General features: G+C 69.8%; 13 protein-coding genes. 8 read left to right on the top strand and 5 right to left on the bottom strand.

The window, feature by feature from the left end; all coding sequences use genetic code 11:
• Window positions 1–92 precede the first annotated feature (92 nt).
• The 3 genes from AC1VNX_RS27350 to AC1VNX_RS27340 all read left to right on the top strand — a co-directional run bounded on the left by AC1VNX_RS27350 (window position 93) and on the right by AC1VNX_RS27340 (window position 3,056).
• Window positions 93–1,247, top strand: a complete 1,155-nt coding sequence (locus AC1VNX_RS27350; RefSeq protein ID WP_483160718.1) for a mandelate racemase/muconate lactonizing enzyme family protein — start codon at window positions 93–95, stop codon at window positions 1,245–1,247.
• Between the two features lie 70 nt (window positions 1,248–1,317).
• Window positions 1,318–2,331 carry a Bug family tripartite tricarboxylate transporter substrate binding protein gene (locus tag AC1VNX_RS27345; protein WP_483160717.1) on the top strand — a complete coding sequence of 338 codons (1,014 nt, stop codon included), beginning with the start codon at window positions 1,318–1,320 and terminating at the stop codon, window positions 2,329–2,331.
• Between the two features lie 2 nt (window positions 2,332–2,333).
• The gene (locus AC1VNX_RS27340) at window positions 2,334–3,056 is read left to right on the top strand and encodes an arylmalonate decarboxylase (protein WP_483160716.1); all 723 of its coding nucleotides are present in this window, start codon (window positions 2,334–2,336) and stop codon (window positions 3,054–3,056) included.
• Window positions 3,057–3,062: 6 nt separating this feature from the next.
• On the opposite strand, the gene AC1VNX_RS27335 is transcribed toward AC1VNX_RS27340, so the two are convergent.
• The 3 genes from AC1VNX_RS27335 to AC1VNX_RS27325 are packed head-to-tail and all read right to left on the bottom strand — an operon-like array spanning window position 3,063 to window position 6,397.
• A complete protein-coding gene (locus tag AC1VNX_RS27335; protein WP_483160715.1) occupies window positions 3,063–4,424 on the bottom strand; it encodes an MmgE/PrpD family protein in 1,362 nt (453 codons plus the stop codon).
• Between the two features lie 13 nt (window positions 4,425–4,437).
• A complete protein-coding gene (locus AC1VNX_RS27330) occupies window positions 4,438–5,601 on the bottom strand; it encodes an acyl-CoA dehydrogenase family protein (RefSeq protein WP_483160714.1) in 1,164 nt (387 codons plus the stop codon).
• A gap of 10 nt (window positions 5,602–5,611) precedes the next feature.
• Complete coding sequence (locus AC1VNX_RS27325; protein WP_483160713.1) at window positions 5,612–6,397, bottom strand: citryl-CoA lyase; 786 nt, start codon at window positions 6,395–6,397, stop codon at window positions 5,612–5,614.
• A gap of 106 nt (window positions 6,398–6,503) precedes the next feature.
• On the opposite strand from AC1VNX_RS27325, the gene AC1VNX_RS27320 reads away from it, so the two are divergent.
• From AC1VNX_RS27320 to AC1VNX_RS27310, 3 genes are read left to right on the top strand one after another with little or no spacing between them, the layout of a single operon-like run.
• Entirely contained in the window at window positions 6,504–8,828 is a 2,325-nt protein-coding gene (locus AC1VNX_RS27320) for an acyl-CoA dehydrogenase family protein (RefSeq protein ID WP_483160712.1), read from the top strand.
• 40 nt (window positions 8,829–8,868) lie between these two features.
• Window positions 8,869–9,855, top strand: coding sequence for a Bug family tripartite tricarboxylate transporter substrate binding protein (locus tag AC1VNX_RS27315; RefSeq protein ID WP_483160711.1), 987 nt, complete (start codon window positions 8,869–8,871; stop codon window positions 9,853–9,855).
• 2 nt (window positions 9,856–9,857) lie between these two features.
• Window positions 9,858–11,369 carry a class I adenylate-forming enzyme family protein gene (locus tag AC1VNX_RS27310; RefSeq protein ID WP_483160710.1) on the top strand — a complete coding sequence of 504 codons (1,512 nt, stop codon included), beginning with the start codon at window positions 9,858–9,860 and terminating at the stop codon, window positions 11,367–11,369.
• Between the two features lie 5 nt (window positions 11,370–11,374).
• On the opposite strand, the gene AC1VNX_RS27305 is transcribed toward AC1VNX_RS27310, so the two are convergent.
• Entirely contained in the window at window positions 11,375–11,791 is a 417-nt protein-coding gene (locus tag AC1VNX_RS27305) for a nuclear transport factor 2 family protein (protein ID WP_483160709.1), read from the bottom strand.
• Window positions 11,792–11,976: 185 nt separating this feature from the next.
• Here AC1VNX_RS27305 and AC1VNX_RS27300 point away from each other — a divergent pair, with 185 nt between their 5' ends.
• Window positions 11,977–12,156: a DUF3606 domain-containing protein gene (locus AC1VNX_RS27300; RefSeq protein ID WP_483160708.1), complete on the top strand. Its 180-nt coding sequence runs from the start codon at window positions 11,977–11,979 to the stop codon at window positions 12,154–12,156.
• Window positions 12,157–12,326: 170 nt separating this feature from the next.
• The gene (locus AC1VNX_RS27295) at window positions 12,327–13,007 is read left to right on the top strand and encodes a hypothetical protein (RefSeq protein WP_483160707.1); all 681 of its coding nucleotides are present in this window, start codon (window positions 12,327–12,329) and stop codon (window positions 13,005–13,007) included.
• On the opposite strand, the gene AC1VNX_RS27290 is transcribed toward AC1VNX_RS27295, so the two are convergent.
• Entirely contained in the window at window positions 12,950–14,197 is a 1,248-nt protein-coding gene (locus AC1VNX_RS27290) for a DNA topoisomerase IB (protein ID WP_483160706.1), read from the bottom strand. The two genes, AC1VNX_RS27295 and AC1VNX_RS27290, sit on opposite strands and share 58 nt — an antisense overlap.
• Window positions 14,198–14,296: the final 99 nt, after the last annotated feature.

Below are 14,296 nucleotides of genomic sequence, written 5' to 3'. Positions count from 1 at the left end.
TTCGCGCCGCGCGAAGCCTCGCTCCCGCCAAAAACGAATTGTTCTCCGGCGGCGCGCGCGCAAAGATGCGCGCTCCAACAAAGGAGACAAACTTGAAGATCGTTCGCGTCAGTGCCACGCCGCTGAACATTCCCGTCACCATCGACGTGGTCGGTATGAACAAGCAGACCTCGCTGTCGCTGTGCCTCACCGAGATCGAGACCGACACCGGCCTCGTCGGCCACGGCATGACGGCCATCACCGAGGAGGAAATCATCGCCGCCGCCGTGCGCGAGGTGGCCGGCCCCGCGCTGGTCGGCGAAGACCCGATGGCCACCGAGCGCCTGTGGGAAAAGCTCTATTGGCTGCTCTCGCCGCGCGGTCAGACCGGCTACGCCAGCCACACCATCGCCGCGCTCGACATCGCGCTGTGGGACATCAAGGCCCGTGCGCTCGGCCAGCCGCTGTGGCGCCTGCTGGGCGGCGCACGCGCGAAGGTGCCGGTGTACGCCACCTTCGGCTTCGGCTTCTTCGAGCGCGACCAGCTCGCGGCTGCGGCCAAGCTGTGGGTTTCGCAGGGCTTCCAGCGGCTGAAGATGACGGTCGGCAACCACGCGCTCGCGCGCCGCGACGAGCCGCGCCCGCTCGACGAAGTCATCGCCGAGGACGTGCGCCGCGTCGCCGCCGTGCGGGAGGCCGTGGGCCCCGACGTCAAGCTGTACGTCGACGCCAACTGCGGCCTCGACCTGTTCCACGCCACCGAACTCGCGCACCGCATCGAGCCCTACGGCATCAGCTTCTTCGAGGAGCCGCTCACGCAGAACGACGTGCGCCAGATGGCCCAGCTGCGCTCGCGCACCCGTATTCCGCTGGCCTGCGGCCAGAACGAGGGCCTGGCTTTCCGCTTCCGCGACCTGCTGGTGAACCAGGCGGCCGACGTGCTGCAGCCCAACGTGACCATCTCGGGCGGCTACTCGCAGGTGCTGAAGATCGCCGGCATGGCGCAGGCCTTCAACGTGCCCATCGACAACGGCGGCGCCTGGCCCTTCCACAACATGCACCTGCACGCGGGCGTGTCGAACGGCGGGCTGGTCGAGTACCACTACGTGGCGGTGCAGATGCTCAAGCAGATCTTCGACGGCCTGCCGGTACCCGACCAAGGCTGGCTCGCGCTGCCCGAGACGCCGGGCCTGGGCTTCGCGCCGAACGCGGATCGCGTGCGCGAGCTGGCGAAGCTGCCGACCTCGCACGGCAAGGGCAAGGCCTGAGCCACACTTTCTTCCCACACGACCGCGCCGCGACAGACGGCCGGCGTCCGACACAGACAACGGAGACATGATGAAAGCCAGACAAGCGATTCGACCGCCCGCGCGCCGCCATGCATTGCGCGCGATGGCCGCCCTCGGATTCATGGGTGCCCTCGCGGCGCCCATGGCCTGGGCCCAGGCACAGAAGTACCCCGACAAGCCCATCCGCCTCATCGTCGGCTATTCGGCCGGCGGTGGCGTCGACGCGGTAGCCCGCCTGCTCGGCACGCGGCTGTCGAATGTGCTGGGCCAGCAGGTGCTGGTGGAGAACCGCACCGGCGCCACCGGCCTCATCGCGGCCGATTTCGTCGCCAAGGCGCCGCCCGACGGCTACACGCTGATGATGGGCGACAGCGCCTTGCTCGCCGCCAAGCTGCTGCAACCGAAGATACCGCTGGACCCGCTCACCAGCTTCAAGCCGGTGGCGGGGGCCTTCATCTCGCCGCTGATGATCGTGGCCGGCAACGATTTCCCCGCGAAGACGCCGGCCGAGCTGGTGAAGGAGCTCAAGGCCAACGCCTCGCGCTACTCGTACGCCACCTCGGGCGTGGGCACGGTGCAGCACCTGGGCTTCGAGATGCTCAAGCAGGCCACCGGCAGCCCGGTGGTGCACGTGCCGTACCGTGGCGCCGCGCAGATCGTGCCCGACGTGATCGGCGGCCAGATTCCCCTCGGCGTGGTGAGTGCCACGGCCGGCATGGCGCAGGCCAAGGCGGGCAAGCTGCGCGCGCTGGCGATGATGAACACCGCCAAGCTCGAAGGCGCGGAAAGCGTGCCGCCGCTGGCCGATGCCCTGCCGGGCTTCGACGTGGCGCCGCGCATCTTCGTGCTGGCGCCGGCCGGCACGCCCAACGACATCGTCGACAAGCTATCGGCCGCGGTGAAGTCGGTGCTCGACACGCCCGAGACCGGCGCCGCGGCTGCCGCGCAGGGCACGCTGCGCGCCTATGCCACGCCGGCCCAGCTCGGCAAGGACATGGCGGCGGAAACCTCGCGGTGGAAGAAGATCATCGCCGAGCAGAACATCGTGGCCGAGGGGAGCTGAGCATGGCGCAGCCTCATCTGGGCCTGATCGTGCCTCCGGCGGCGGGCGCGGTGCCGGTGGACGGGCCGCTGCTGTACGGCGAGCGCATCCGCTTCAGCGCGCTCGGGCTGGGCCTGGGCGAGATCTCCACGCGCGGCTACCTGGACGTGATCGATTCCGTGGTCGGGAAGGCCGTGGCGCTCAAGGAGGAGGGCGTTTCCGCGGTCTCGCTCATGGGAACCTCGCTGAGCTTCTTTCGCGGCGCCGACTTCAACCGCCAGCTCGAGATCAAGATGGCGCGCGCCACCGGCCTGCCTTGCACCACTATGAGCAACGCCATCGTCAACGGACTGCGGCACCTGAAGGTGCGGCGCGTGGCGGTGGCCACGGCCTACATCGACGAGGTCAACGCGCAGCTGCGCCGCTACCTGGAGCACAGCGGCTTCGAGCCGCTGGCGCTCGAAGGCCTGTCGATCTCCGACGTGCAGGCCGTGGGCAAGGTGCCGACCAAGGCGCTGGTGGACCTTTGCGTGAAGGTGTTCGAGGCCAAGCCGGGCGCCGACGGCATCCTGATCTCCTGCGGCGGACTGGTCACGCTCGATGCGGTGCGCGAGGTCGAGGAGCGCCTGCAGGTGCCCGTGGTGTCCAGCTCGCCCGCCGGCTTCTGGGACCTGGCGCGCACCGCGGGGCTCGATGCGCGCTCGCCGGGCTGCGGCCGGCTCTTCGCCTGGACCGCGCCGGCCTGAACGGTTTCAGGCCAGCCAGAGTCCCACGCGCGGCGTGTCGGCCAGCTGCCAGACGCGCTGGCACAGCGCCTTGGCTTCCTCGGCCGTCGCGCCTTCGCCGTAGTGCGCGAGGCGCTGCATCTTGTCCTCGATCTCGGCGCGGCTCAGGCTGTTGCCGGGGTCGCCCTTGGGCTCGTCGACGCGGCCCTGCAACGTGCGGCCGTCGGCGGTCCGCACGCTGACCTTGCCGATCCAGCGTGCGGGGTAGGCGGTGTCCACCTCCTCGTCGAGCTGCATCGTCACCTTCTCGCGGAAGGCCGAGACCTCGGGCGCGAGGAAGTTGCGGTCGAACTCGCCCAGGCCCGCGCGGCCGTGCACCGCGATCAGGCCCAGCACCGTGCCCATCGAGAACTTGCCCTGGTGAACCGTGGCGGGCACGTCCACACGGCCCAGCACGTCGATGGCGCCCTGGTGCACGTGCGTGGTCACGCCCGACACGTCGGCAGGCTTCAGCTTGTTCTGCGTCATTACCTGCAGCAGCGCGTCGGCGGCGGGATGGGTGTGGCGGCAGGAGGCGTGGTACTTGAAGGAGGTCTCGGCCAGTGTCCAGCGCGTGCCGAGGCCGTCGGTGAGCCTGGCCGGGTCGGCGTCGCTGGACATGCCCACGCCCAGGCCCTGCGCGCCTTCGAGGATCTTCGCTGCGCCGGTGAAGCCGTCCTGCGCGAGGTAAGCCGACATCAGACCGCTGGCGGCGGCGTGCGCGCAATGCAGCTGCTTGGAATCGGCCGCGTCGCGCAGGAACTCCCACACGCCAGCCGACTGCGTGCCGGCCGAGCCGAAGGCATGCAGCATCTGCTGCGGCGTTAGCTCCAGCAGCCGGCCCACCGCTGCGGCTGCGGCGAGCGTGCCGGCCGTCGCGGTCGTGTGGAAGGTCTTGTAGTGCGAGCGGCCGAGGAATTCGCCGACTCGGATGCCGACCTCATAGCCCGCGACCACCGCGGTGAGCAGCTGCGCGCCGCTCGCGCCGATGCTCTGCGCCACGGCCAGCGCGGGCGCGATGACGACGGCGGCCGGGTGGAACACCGAGCCGTTGTGCACGTCGTCCTGCTCCACGAAGTGCGAGGCCGCCGCGTTGACGAGCGCCGCGAACAACGGCGAGCTGGTGCGGCGCGAGGTCAGCAGCTCGCTGGGCCCCTCGGTGGGGCCCATCATCTGCGCGAATCGTTCGATGCTGCGCACCGGCCGTGCGGTGCGCGCGGCGAGCACGGAGCCCAGCCAGTCGAGCATCAGGTCCTCGGTGCGGCGAAGCACGGGGGCGGGGATGGCGGCGAACCGCAGTTCGGCGGCGAAAGTCGCGAGCACCTTGCTCGGGTGATCGACTGTATTCATGCGATGCGCTCCTTCAGAACGAACGGGGGAGGCCGAGCATGTGCTCCGCCACGTAGCTCAGGATCAGGTTCGTCGAGATCGGCGCCACCTGGTAAAGCCGCGTCTCCCTGAACTTGCGCTCGATGTCGTATTCACAGGCGAAGCCGAAGCCGCCGTGGAACTGCAGGCAGGCGTTGGCCGCCTCCCAGCTCGCCTTGGCCGCGAGGTACTTCGCCATGTTGGCCTGCGCGCCGCAGGGCTGGTGCGCGTCGAAGAGGCGGCAGGCCTCGTAGCGCATGAGGTTGGCCGCCTCCACCTCGATGAAGGACTCGGCGATGGGGAACTGCACGCCCTGGTTCTGCCCGATCGGCCGGCCGAACACCACGCGTTCCTTCGTGTACTTCGTGACCCGGTCGATGAACCAGTAGCCGTCGCCGATGCACTCGGCCGCGATCAGCGTGCGCTCGGCGTTCAGCCCGTCGAGGATGTACTTGAAGCCCTGGCCTTCCTCGCCGATCAGGTTCTCGGCCGGGATCTCCAGGTTCTCGAAGAACAGCTCGTTGGTCTCGTGGTTGACCATGTTGAGGATGGGCCGCACCTCGAGCCCCTTGCCGATGGCCTCGCGCAGGTCGACGATGAAGATCGACATGCCTTCCGACTTCTTCTTCACCTCCGAAAGCGGCGTGGTGCGCGCCAGCAGGATCATCAGGTCGGAGTGCTGGATGCGCGAGATCCACACCTTCTGGCCGTTGACCACGTAGCGGTCGCCCTTCTTCACGGCAGTGGTCTTGATCTTCGTGGTGTCGGTGCCGGTGGTGGGCTCGGTCACGCCCATGGACTGCAGGCGCAGCTCGCCGTTGGCGATCTTCGGCAGGTAGGCGCGCTTCTGGGCCTTGCTGCCGTGGCGCAGCAGCGTGCCCATGTTGTACATCTGGCCGTGGCAGGCGCCGGAGTTGCCGCCGCAGCGGTTGATCTCTTCCATGATCACCGAGGCCTCGGTCAGGCCCAGGCCCGAGCCGCCGTACTCCTGCGGAATGAGCGCGGCCATCCAGCCGGCCCTGGTGAGCGCGTCGACGAATTCGGCGGGGTAGCCGCGCGCTTCGTCGACCTTGCGGAAGTAGGCGTCGGGAAACTGCGCGCACAGGTCGCGCACCGCGTCGCGGATGTCGGGAAAGTTCTTGTCGTTGGCGTTGTTCATCGATTTCTGCTCAATCCTGGCGGGGGCCGCCCGCTTCCTTTTCCACGCGCTGCCAGATCTCGATGGCCATCGGGTCGTCGATCTCCTCCAGGATGTGGCCCACGAGGCCGATGGCGCGCGCCATCACGCCGAAGCCGCGGATGATCTTCCAGGGAAAGCCGAACTCGGCCGCGATCGCACCGATGGCGCCGGTGGCGTTGATCGGCAGCGACTTGCCCGAGACGCGCTCGGCTTCTTCCTGCACCGCCTGCATCAGCGCGACGTAGTGCGTGGAAAGCCCGTTCTCGGCCGCGATCTGGAAGAGGCGCGGCGTGCGCGGGTCGATCGGCTTGTGCAGCGGATGGCCCAGCCCCGGCACGATCAGCTTGCGCGCGCGGTGGTCGGCCACGATGTCCCTGGCCATGTCGGCCAGCGGGCGCGTGGGCTTCTCGCCGAAGGGAATGGCCTCGTAGAGCATCTTCGCCGCGCCCTCGGTGCTGCCGACGAACACCGTGCCCAGTCCGCACAGGCCGGCCGCCACGGCCGCCTGCAGCGCCTCGGGCGCGCCTGCGTAGGTGAGGCGAGCGGCCAGCGCGCTGGGCGTGACGCCGTGCTCCACCAGCGTGACGACGATGGCGTTGAAGGTCACCGACTCCTGCGGCGTGGGGATGCGCCCGGTCAGCTCCAGGAAGGCCATGTCGCCGAGGTTGAGGTGGCCGAGGATCTCCGAGGGCAGGTCGCGCCCGCGCACGGTGATCCTGTCGGGCGTGCTGTGGCCCAGCTCGGTGTGCAGGGATTTCTTGATCTTGGTGGTCATGGGGCGAATCTAGCCCGCGCACGCGCGGGGCGGCTCTCTGAATGCGAAACCCTCCCTTCGGCAAATGCAAATGCCGCTTTGCGGGGCCTTCTGTCACGCTGCGGCGATGGATCTCGAATCACTTGCCGCAGTGCGCGAATCGGCGCTGGACTACTTCAATCGCAGCCGTGCCCTGCAGCGCCGGCGCGCCCGCATGGAGCGCCCCGGCACCGACGAGGCCGAGGGCTGGGTGGACATCGCCGCGCTCGGCTGGCCCGGCATGCTGGCGCCCGAATCGGCCGGCGGGCTCGCGCTGGGGCTCGACGGCGCGGCGGAAATCTTCCGCGCGGCGGGCGAGCATGCGGCCCCCGAGCCGCTGCTTGCCGTGGCCGGGCTCGGTGCGCTGCTGCTGGCACGGCTGGGAACGCCCGGCGCCGACGCCTTGCTCGCCGAACTGGTCGCGGGCCGCAACCTGCCCGCGCTGGCCTGGCAGGAGAGCGCGGGCGATCTGAGCGCGGTGCCGTTGGCCTGCGGCTGCGAGCGTCGCCCTGGCGGCGGTGTGCTGCTGCAGGGCGAGAAGCTCATGGTGCTGCCCGGCGCAGCCGCCAGCGGCTGGCTGGTGTCGGCGCGCGGCGAGGACGACGCGGTGCTGCTGTGGGTGCCGCGCGGCACCGAAGGCGTGAGCGAGACGCCCGTGCCGCTGGTCGACGGCAGCCAGGCCTCGAACCTGCGCTTCGAGCAGGTCGCGCTGCCGGCCGGCGCGGTGCTTGCCGAAGGACCGGCCGCGCAGGAGGCACTGCGCTATGCGCTCGCGGCCGGCCAGATATTGCAGTCGGCCGAACTGCTGGGCGCGGGGCAGGCCATGCTGGCGCAGACGCTGGCCTACCTGCGCACCCGCTCGCAGTTCGGCAAGCCCATCGGCAGCTTCCAGGCGCTGCAGCACCGCTGCGTCGACATGTTCATCCACCTCGAAGTGGCGAAGGCCACGCTCGACGACGTGCTGGCGCTCGCTGCACAGGGCCTGCCGGCGCAGCGGCTCGAAGCCGAGGCCAGCCGCGTCAACGCGCGCTGCACCGCCGCCGCGCTGCAGGCTTCGCGCGCCTCGGTGCAGCTGCACGGTGCCATCGGCTACACGCAGGAGTGCGACCTGAGCCTGTACTACAAGCGCGTGCTGTGCATGTCGGCATGGCTGGGCAACGCGAGCGCGCATCAGCGCCGGCATGCGGCGCTCAGCGGCGAGGCCGAGACGGCGGCGACTGCTGCGGTCACATGGGAAGGCGGGTTTCCGCGCATCGCCGACTGGTCTTCGATGCCCGAGTCCGATTTCCGCCGCATGGTGCGCGCCTTCCTGCAGCAGCGCTATCCGCAGCAGCTGCGCTACCTCTCGCACCGCGCCCGCTGGAGCGAGATGCGCGATTGGTACCTCACGCTCTCGGCGCAGGGCTGGATCGCGCCAGCATGGCCGCAGGCGCACGGCGGCATGGGGCTGCCGGCCGACAAGCTCATCGCGTGGATCGAGGAGCTGGAGCAATACGGCGTGGCGCGCGCACCCGACCAGGGCATCGTGATGATCGGGCCGCTGCTCATCCAGCACGGCACGACCGAACAGCAGCAGCGCTTTCTGCCGCGCATCCTGAGCGGCGAGCATGTGTGGTGCCAGGGCTATTCGGAGCCCAACGCCGGCTCCGACCTCGCGGGCCTGCGCACCGAGGCCATGCCGGCGCGCGACGCGCAGGGCGAACATTTCATCGTCAACGGCCAGAAGATCTGGACCACGCTCGCGCAGGACGCCAACCACATCTTCATGCTGGTGCGCACCGACAAGGACGCGCGCAAGCAGGAGGGCATCAGCTTCCTGCTGTGCGACCTGCGCACGCCGGGCATCACCATCCGGCCGATCCACACGCTGGCGGGCGAGCCGGAGTTCTGCGAAGTGTTCTTCGACAACGTGCGCGTGCCGGCGGAGAACCTCGTGGGCAAGCTGCATGGCGGCTGGACGATCGCGAAGGCGCTGCTGGGTTTCGAGCGCATCTTCCTCGGCAGCCCCAAGCAGTCGCAGTACGCGCTGGGGCAGCTTGCGAGGCTGGCGCAGGCGCGGCGGCTCTTTGCCGACCCGGTGTTCGCACAGCGCTTCGCGGCGCTGCGGCTCGACGTGCTCGACCTGTCGGCCGCCTACACCGGCTTCGCGAACATCGTGCGCGCGGGAAAGCCGCTGCCGGCTTCGGTGTCGTTGCTGAAGATCTGGGCGAGCGAGACCTATCACCGCATCGGCGCGCTGCTGGTCGAGGCGGGCGAGGAGCAGGGGGCCGTGGCCGGCGACCAGGTGCTCGACGGCCAGACCTTCAACGTGCTCTCGCCACTCATCGGATCCACCGCCGCAATGATCTACGGCGGCACCAACGAGATACAGCGCAACATCCTCGCGCGCCAGGTTCTGGACCTGCCGGCGTGAGCGAGGGCGTCGAGGAAATTCAAAACAGGAGACAACGCTCATGACATCGACTCATTTCTCGCGCCGGCAACTCGTGGCCGCCATGGCGAGCGGGGCTGCATTGGCTGCACTGCCTTCGCGCGTGTTCGCGCAGCAGCCTCTGCCATCGCTCATCAAGCTGGTGGTCGGCTATTCGGCCGGCGGCCCGGTGGACGGCGCGGCGCGGCTGCTCGCGCCCGCGCTGAGCCAGGAGCTGGGCACTCAGGTGATCGTGGACAACCGCCCCGGCGCCAGCGGCTCGCTGGGCGGCGACGCGGTGGCCAAGGCCGCGCCCGACGGCGCCATGCTCTTCTTCGGCGCGAGCCCGACCATCACCATCAACCCCAATGTGCAGCGCCACATGGCCTTCGACCCGATGAAGGACCTGGCGCCGATCGCGCCGCTGGTGGACTACACCAACGTGCTGGTCATCAACAACGAGGTGCCGGTGCGCAGCGTGGCCGAGCTGCTGGCCTATGCGAAGGCGCGGCCGGGCAAGGTGTTCTACGGCTCGGCGGGGGTGGGAGCATCCAACCACCTGAGCGGCGCGCTGCTGGAGAAGATGACCGGCGTGCAGCTCACGCACGTGCCCTACAAGGGCAGCGCGCCCGCGCTCGCCGACGTGATGGCTGGCACCGTGACCATGATGTTCGACATCATCGCCACCTCCAAGCCCTTCATCCAGTCGGGCAAGGTGCGCGCGCTGGCCGTCACCTCGCGCCAGCGCAACCGCATGCTGCCGGAGGTGCCGACCATGGTCGAGTCGGGCGTGGCCGGCTACGACGTGGGTGGCTGGTTCGGCCTCTACGGGCCGGCGCGCCTGGATCCGGCAATGGTCGCGCGCATGAACGCCGCCGCGCGCAGGATGCTGGCGCGCGAGGACATCGCGAACCGGCTGCGAGAGCAGGGCTACGACGTGTGGTCGGGCGCGCCGGAGGTGCTGGCGACCAAGGGCAAGGCCGACCGGCAACTGTGGGCGACGGCGTCCAAGGGCATCGAGGCCGAGTGAGCATGCAGAGAATCCACCGAATCCACCATCTGCTTGAAGAGCGCGCGGCGCGCACGCCCGATGCGGTGTTTCTCCATGAGCCCGGCGGCACGACGACCTATGCGCAGCTGCAGTCCATGGCCGACGTTGCCGCGCAGGACCTGCTGGCCGCCGGCGTTCGGCCGACCGACCGCGTGCTGCTGGTGGCCGAGAACTGTGCCGCGCACATCGCGCTGCTGATGGCCTGCAGCCGCGTGGGCGCGTGGTCGTGTGGCGTGAATGCGCGAATGTCGCCGGGCGAGATCGCGGCCATCGCCGAGCGTGCCGATGCGCGGCTGTGCTGCTACACGACGGCAGCTTCCGAAGCAGCAGCGCAGCATGCGCGCAGGGCCGGTGCGCAGCCTTGCGCGCTCGAAGGCGTGATGCGCTCGGCCGCCCGCGCGGACGCTCGCACCGAGCCCGACCCGGCGCTGGCCGACACCGCCGCCATCATCTTCACCTCCGGCACCTCGGGTACGCCCAAGGGCGTGATGGTGTCGCACCGGGGGCTGCTGCATTTCGGGCGCGTGTCGGCGCAGGTGCGCGCGCTGGGCGAGCGCGATCGCGTCTACGCCTTCCTGCCGATGACGCACATCTTCGGCATCGGCACGGTGCTGATGGCTGCGCTCACGGGCGGCGCGGCGCTCGTGCTGCGCGGCAGCTTCTCGCCGGCCGACGTGCTGCAGGCGCTGGCGCAGGAGCAGGTGTCGAACCTGCTCGGCCCGCCGACGATGTATGCGCGCTTGATCGCGCATATTGAGGCCGAGCGTGCGACGCCTCGCTTTCCGGATCTGCGCTATGTCTACACCGGCTCGGCGCCGCTCGATCCTGCGCTCAAGCAGCGCGTGGAGCGGCTCTTCGGGCAGCCGCTGCACTACGGCTACGGCCTGTCGGAGTACGCGGGCTCGGTGTTTCTCACGCGTACCGAATCGCCGCGCACCGACACCTCCGCCGGTCATGCGGTTGAAGGCGGCGAGGCCCGCATCGTCGGCCCCGACGGCAATGAGGTGGCACAGGGCGGCACCGGCGAGATCTGGCTGCGCGGCCCCGGCCTGATGCTCGGCTACTTCCGCGACTCAGCCGCCACCGCGCAGGTGATGCGCCCCGGCGGCTGGTATGCCACCGGAGACCTCGGGCGCTTCGGCGAGGACGGCGCGCTCTTCGTGGTCGGGCGGCTGAAGGAAATGATCATCCGCTCGGGCTTCAACGTGTACCCGGCGGAGATCGAGGCGGTCATCGGCCGATTCGAGGGCGTGCACCTGTGCGCGGTGATCGGCGTGCCCGAGGCCGACGGCAACGAGCAGGTCGTCGCCTTCATCGAGCTGAAGCCCGGCGCGGCGCTCGACGAGGCGGCGCTGCGCGCACACCTTGCCGAGAACCTCTCGCCCTACAAGCGCCCGACGCGCATCGAGCTGATCGATGCGATGCCGACCACGGCCAACGGAAAGCTGCTCAAGCGGGAGCTGAAGGCGCGCTGCATGCCGGCCACGGGCTGATCGGGTCAGCCGAAGATCGCGGCGTGCCCCTTGCGCGTGTCCATGTACTCGCGCACGCGGGCAATGCGGCCTTCGCGCAGCTCGAAGACGAAGCAGTAGTCGTTGTCGTAGTGCCTGCCGCCGGCCAGCGTGGCCCGCATGCGCTCCTCGAGGATCACGGTGTCGCCGTCGCAATGCAGGTGCGAGAAGCTCACGGCCACGTCGGCGACGAAGAGCCGGGGAAAGTCGTCGACCAGGAAGCGTGCGATGGCCTCCGGGCCGATCATGTGGTCGGGCACGCCGAGCGCCACCGCCGTCGCGTTGCCCCGGGGCGCGAGCCATTCGGCGTCTTCGGTGAAGACGGCCTCGATGCGCTGCCGGTCTCGGCTCGCGAAGGACTTCCAGGCGTCGGTGACTGCGCGCTTGTTCTGTTCCGGGGTCATCTTGTGCAGATCGGCTGTTGGTGTGGCCCGAAGGTAGGGGCGAGGGCCGGAAGCGGCGCGCCGCTTCCGGACATCTCCAACCGGGCAGCCGCCTCGGATTTCTCCTGCAAACGGGCGCGCCCCCGTCCGCCAGCACGGACCGTATGGGCGTCGCATGGTGGGTTCTTCTGCAAAGGAAACACACCATGGCCGATGACCTGAACAAGCGCGGGCCGCAGGATGCCGCCCGCATCAATGTGAACGAGGCGCACGAGGTGCGCTACTGGACCCAGACGCTGGGCGTGACCGAGGCGCAGCTGCGCTCGGCGGTCGCCGCGGCGGGCGTCGAGGTGAAAGAAGTGCGCGCCTACCTCGGCAAGCCCTGATCGGGCGGGCGGTGGCCGGATGCCCGGCCGGGCGGTAGTGGCGTCATGGTAGGCACCCTCCTACATCTGCGGGCGGGCGCCATACTTCATACTTGTTACCAGAACGTTTCTGGAGGCAAGCAGCTCTTGATCCTGCCGATGATGAACCCGAAGCCCGTGGCCGCCGCCCAATGAAATCCTCGCCCAGTGCTCGCAGCTGGATCGCCGCCGGCGTGCGCCACGAACTTCTCACCCGTGCGCTGCCCGCGCTGCGGCACGACATGGCGGCCCCGGTCTCGGTGATCCGCATGGCGCTGCTGATGCTCAAGCGGCAGATCGGCGCCGCGACCGTCGATGCCGCGGCCTGCGAGGAGCGGGTGGGGCTGATCGACAGCCAGGTTTCCGAGCTGGTGGATGCCATCCGCTCGCTGCGCGACTGGGAGCTCGCCACCGTCGACGACGGCATCACCCGCAGCGCGCTGGTGGCGCAATGCGTGACGCTGATGCGCGCCGCCTTCGACCTGCACGGCGTGGCGCTGGAAACCGACGCTTCGCTGACCCCCTCCGACGACGAACACCGCTGGCCCGCGGCCGCGGCCCTGCGCTACCTGTTTCTCGGCGCGATGGGCTACCTGCACGACGGCACGGACGAGGCCGGCACCATCCGCATCGAGGCCGATGGGGCGAACGCGCTGCGCCTCACGGCACTGCCGCGCGAGCCGGGCGCCACCGAAGCCGTGCTCGACGCGCACCGTGCACCGCGCGCGCTGGCCATCGACGCCGTGGCGCTGCAGAACCTGGCGGAAGACCTGGGTTACGCGGTGGCGCTCGAAGCCGACAGCGTGCGCCTGGTGCTCGCCACGCGGACCTGAGCCTTTCCCTTCTTGCCGGCAGCTGTGCTGCTGCGTCGCTGTTCGCGCCGGTGCGCCTTCAGGAACGACAGCAGCCGGCGTTCCGCCGCATGCAGTCCGCGCGAGGGCCTCGCGGTGCGGCTGCCGCCGATCTTCTCGAAGAGTGCTGCGGTGGCCTCGTCGCCGTCCGACAGCGCGCTGCCCAGCGCCAGAACGGCCGGGTGCACGTAGGCCTTCTTGCAGACCGCCGGCGTGTTGCCCAACTGCTTGGCCACTGCGCCGAGGATGTCCTTGGCGCTGTAGCGGCTGCCGTTGGCGGCGGTGCGGCCTGGCTCGCAGGCCAGCCGGGTGAGTTCCAGCGCCTGCACCGTACCGTGCCAGGTGCGGAAGTCCTTGGCGGTGAAGCGCTCGCCGCCGGCGGCTTCGGCAAGGTAGTCGTTCACGTCGGTGGAGGAGACGCCGCGCAGCTCGCCGCCCGCATCGCCGTTGCCGTCGCCCTCATCGCCGGCATCCACGTACTGGAAGAGCGCCTGGCCCGGCAGTTGCTGGCACTGCCGCACGACCTTGGCGACGCGCGGATCGTCGAGCTGCGCCTCGTGCATCACGCCGCTCTTGCCGCGAAAGCGCAGCCTGAGCGCCTGCCCCTTCACCGCCGCGTGCCGGTTGCGCAGCGTGGTGAGGCCGAAGGAGCCGTTGCTGCTCGCGTACTCCTCGTTGCCCACGCGCAGCAGCGTGGTGTCGAGCAGGCGCACCAGCGCCGCGAGCACCTGGGCGCGGCCGGGCGCCTTGCGGCTGGTGGGCAGCCGCAGGTCGCGCGCCACGCGGGCGCGGATGCCCGGCAGCGCGAGCGCGAAGGCTTCGAGGCGGTCGAACTTGGTCTCGTCCTGCATCGAGCGCCAGTCGGCGTGATAGCGGTACTGCTTGCGCCCGCGCGCGTCGAGGCCGGTGGCCTGCAGGTGGCCGTTGGGCAGCGGGCAGATCCATACCTGCGTGTAGGCCGGTGGAATGGCCAGCATGCGGATGCGCGAGAGCTCGTCCGCGTCGCGCACCCACATGCCCCGGGCATCGCGGTAGCGGAAGCGTTTTCCGTGCTTCAGGCGGCGGATGCCGGGCATGTCGGGGTTCACGTAGACCAGGCCGTTGGCGATGGGCGTCGGCTTCGACGGAGGCCTGGCGGGCGAGGAGGAAGATAAAGATGAAGGGGCCGGCATGGGGCTTGCGTGGTTGCGTTACATCGCGCTTTTGCCAGCACCGACAATCGCCGGTTGTAGGACGCCGCAGGCGCCAGCGGTGCGCCGGGTGCGCTTGCG

The organism is Variovorax sp. TLI9-5A, from assembly GCF_056867935.1.
The sequence above is the reverse complement of the archived record's forward strand: the minus strand, read 5'-3'. Positions and strand labels throughout refer to the sequence as shown.

Coding starts and splice junctions, on each gene's coding strand:
- AC1VNX_RS27345 (WP_483160717.1), top strand. CDS start 1,318: ATGAAAGCCAGACAAGCGATTCGACCGCCCGCGCGCCGCCATGCATTG.
- AC1VNX_RS27340 (WP_483160716.1), top strand. CDS start 2,334: ATGGCGCAGCCTCATCTGGGCCTGATCGTGCCTCCGGCGGCGGGCGCG.
- AC1VNX_RS27335 (WP_483160715.1), bottom strand. CDS start 4,424: ATGAATACAGTCGATCACCCGAGCAAGGTGCTCGCGACTTTCGCCGCC.
- AC1VNX_RS27330 (WP_483160714.1), bottom strand. CDS start 5,601: ATGAACAACGCCAACGACAAGAACTTTCCCGACATCCGCGACGCGGTG.
- AC1VNX_RS27325 (WP_483160713.1), bottom strand. CDS start 6,397: ATGACCACCAAGATCAAGAAATCCCTGCACACCGAGCTGGGCCACAGC.
- AC1VNX_RS27320 (WP_483160712.1), top strand. CDS start 6,504: ATGGATCTCGAATCACTTGCCGCAGTGCGCGAATCGGCGCTGGACTAC.
- AC1VNX_RS27315 (WP_483160711.1), top strand. CDS start 8,869: ATGACATCGACTCATTTCTCGCGCCGGCAACTCGTGGCCGCCATGGCG.
- AC1VNX_RS27310 (WP_483160710.1), top strand. CDS start 9,858: ATGCAGAGAATCCACCGAATCCACCATCTGCTTGAAGAGCGCGCGGCG.
- AC1VNX_RS27305 (WP_483160709.1), bottom strand. CDS start 11,791: ATGACCCCGGAACAGAACAAGCGCGCAGTCACCGACGCCTGGAAGTCC.
- AC1VNX_RS27300 (WP_483160708.1), top strand. CDS start 11,977: ATGGCCGATGACCTGAACAAGCGCGGGCCGCAGGATGCCGCCCGCATC.
- AC1VNX_RS27295 (WP_483160707.1), top strand. CDS start 12,327: ATGAAATCCTCGCCCAGTGCTCGCAGCTGGATCGCCGCCGGCGTGCGC.
- AC1VNX_RS27290 (WP_483160706.1), bottom strand. CDS start 14,197: ATGCCGGCCCCTTCATCTTTATCTTCCTCCTCGCCCGCCAGGCCTCCG.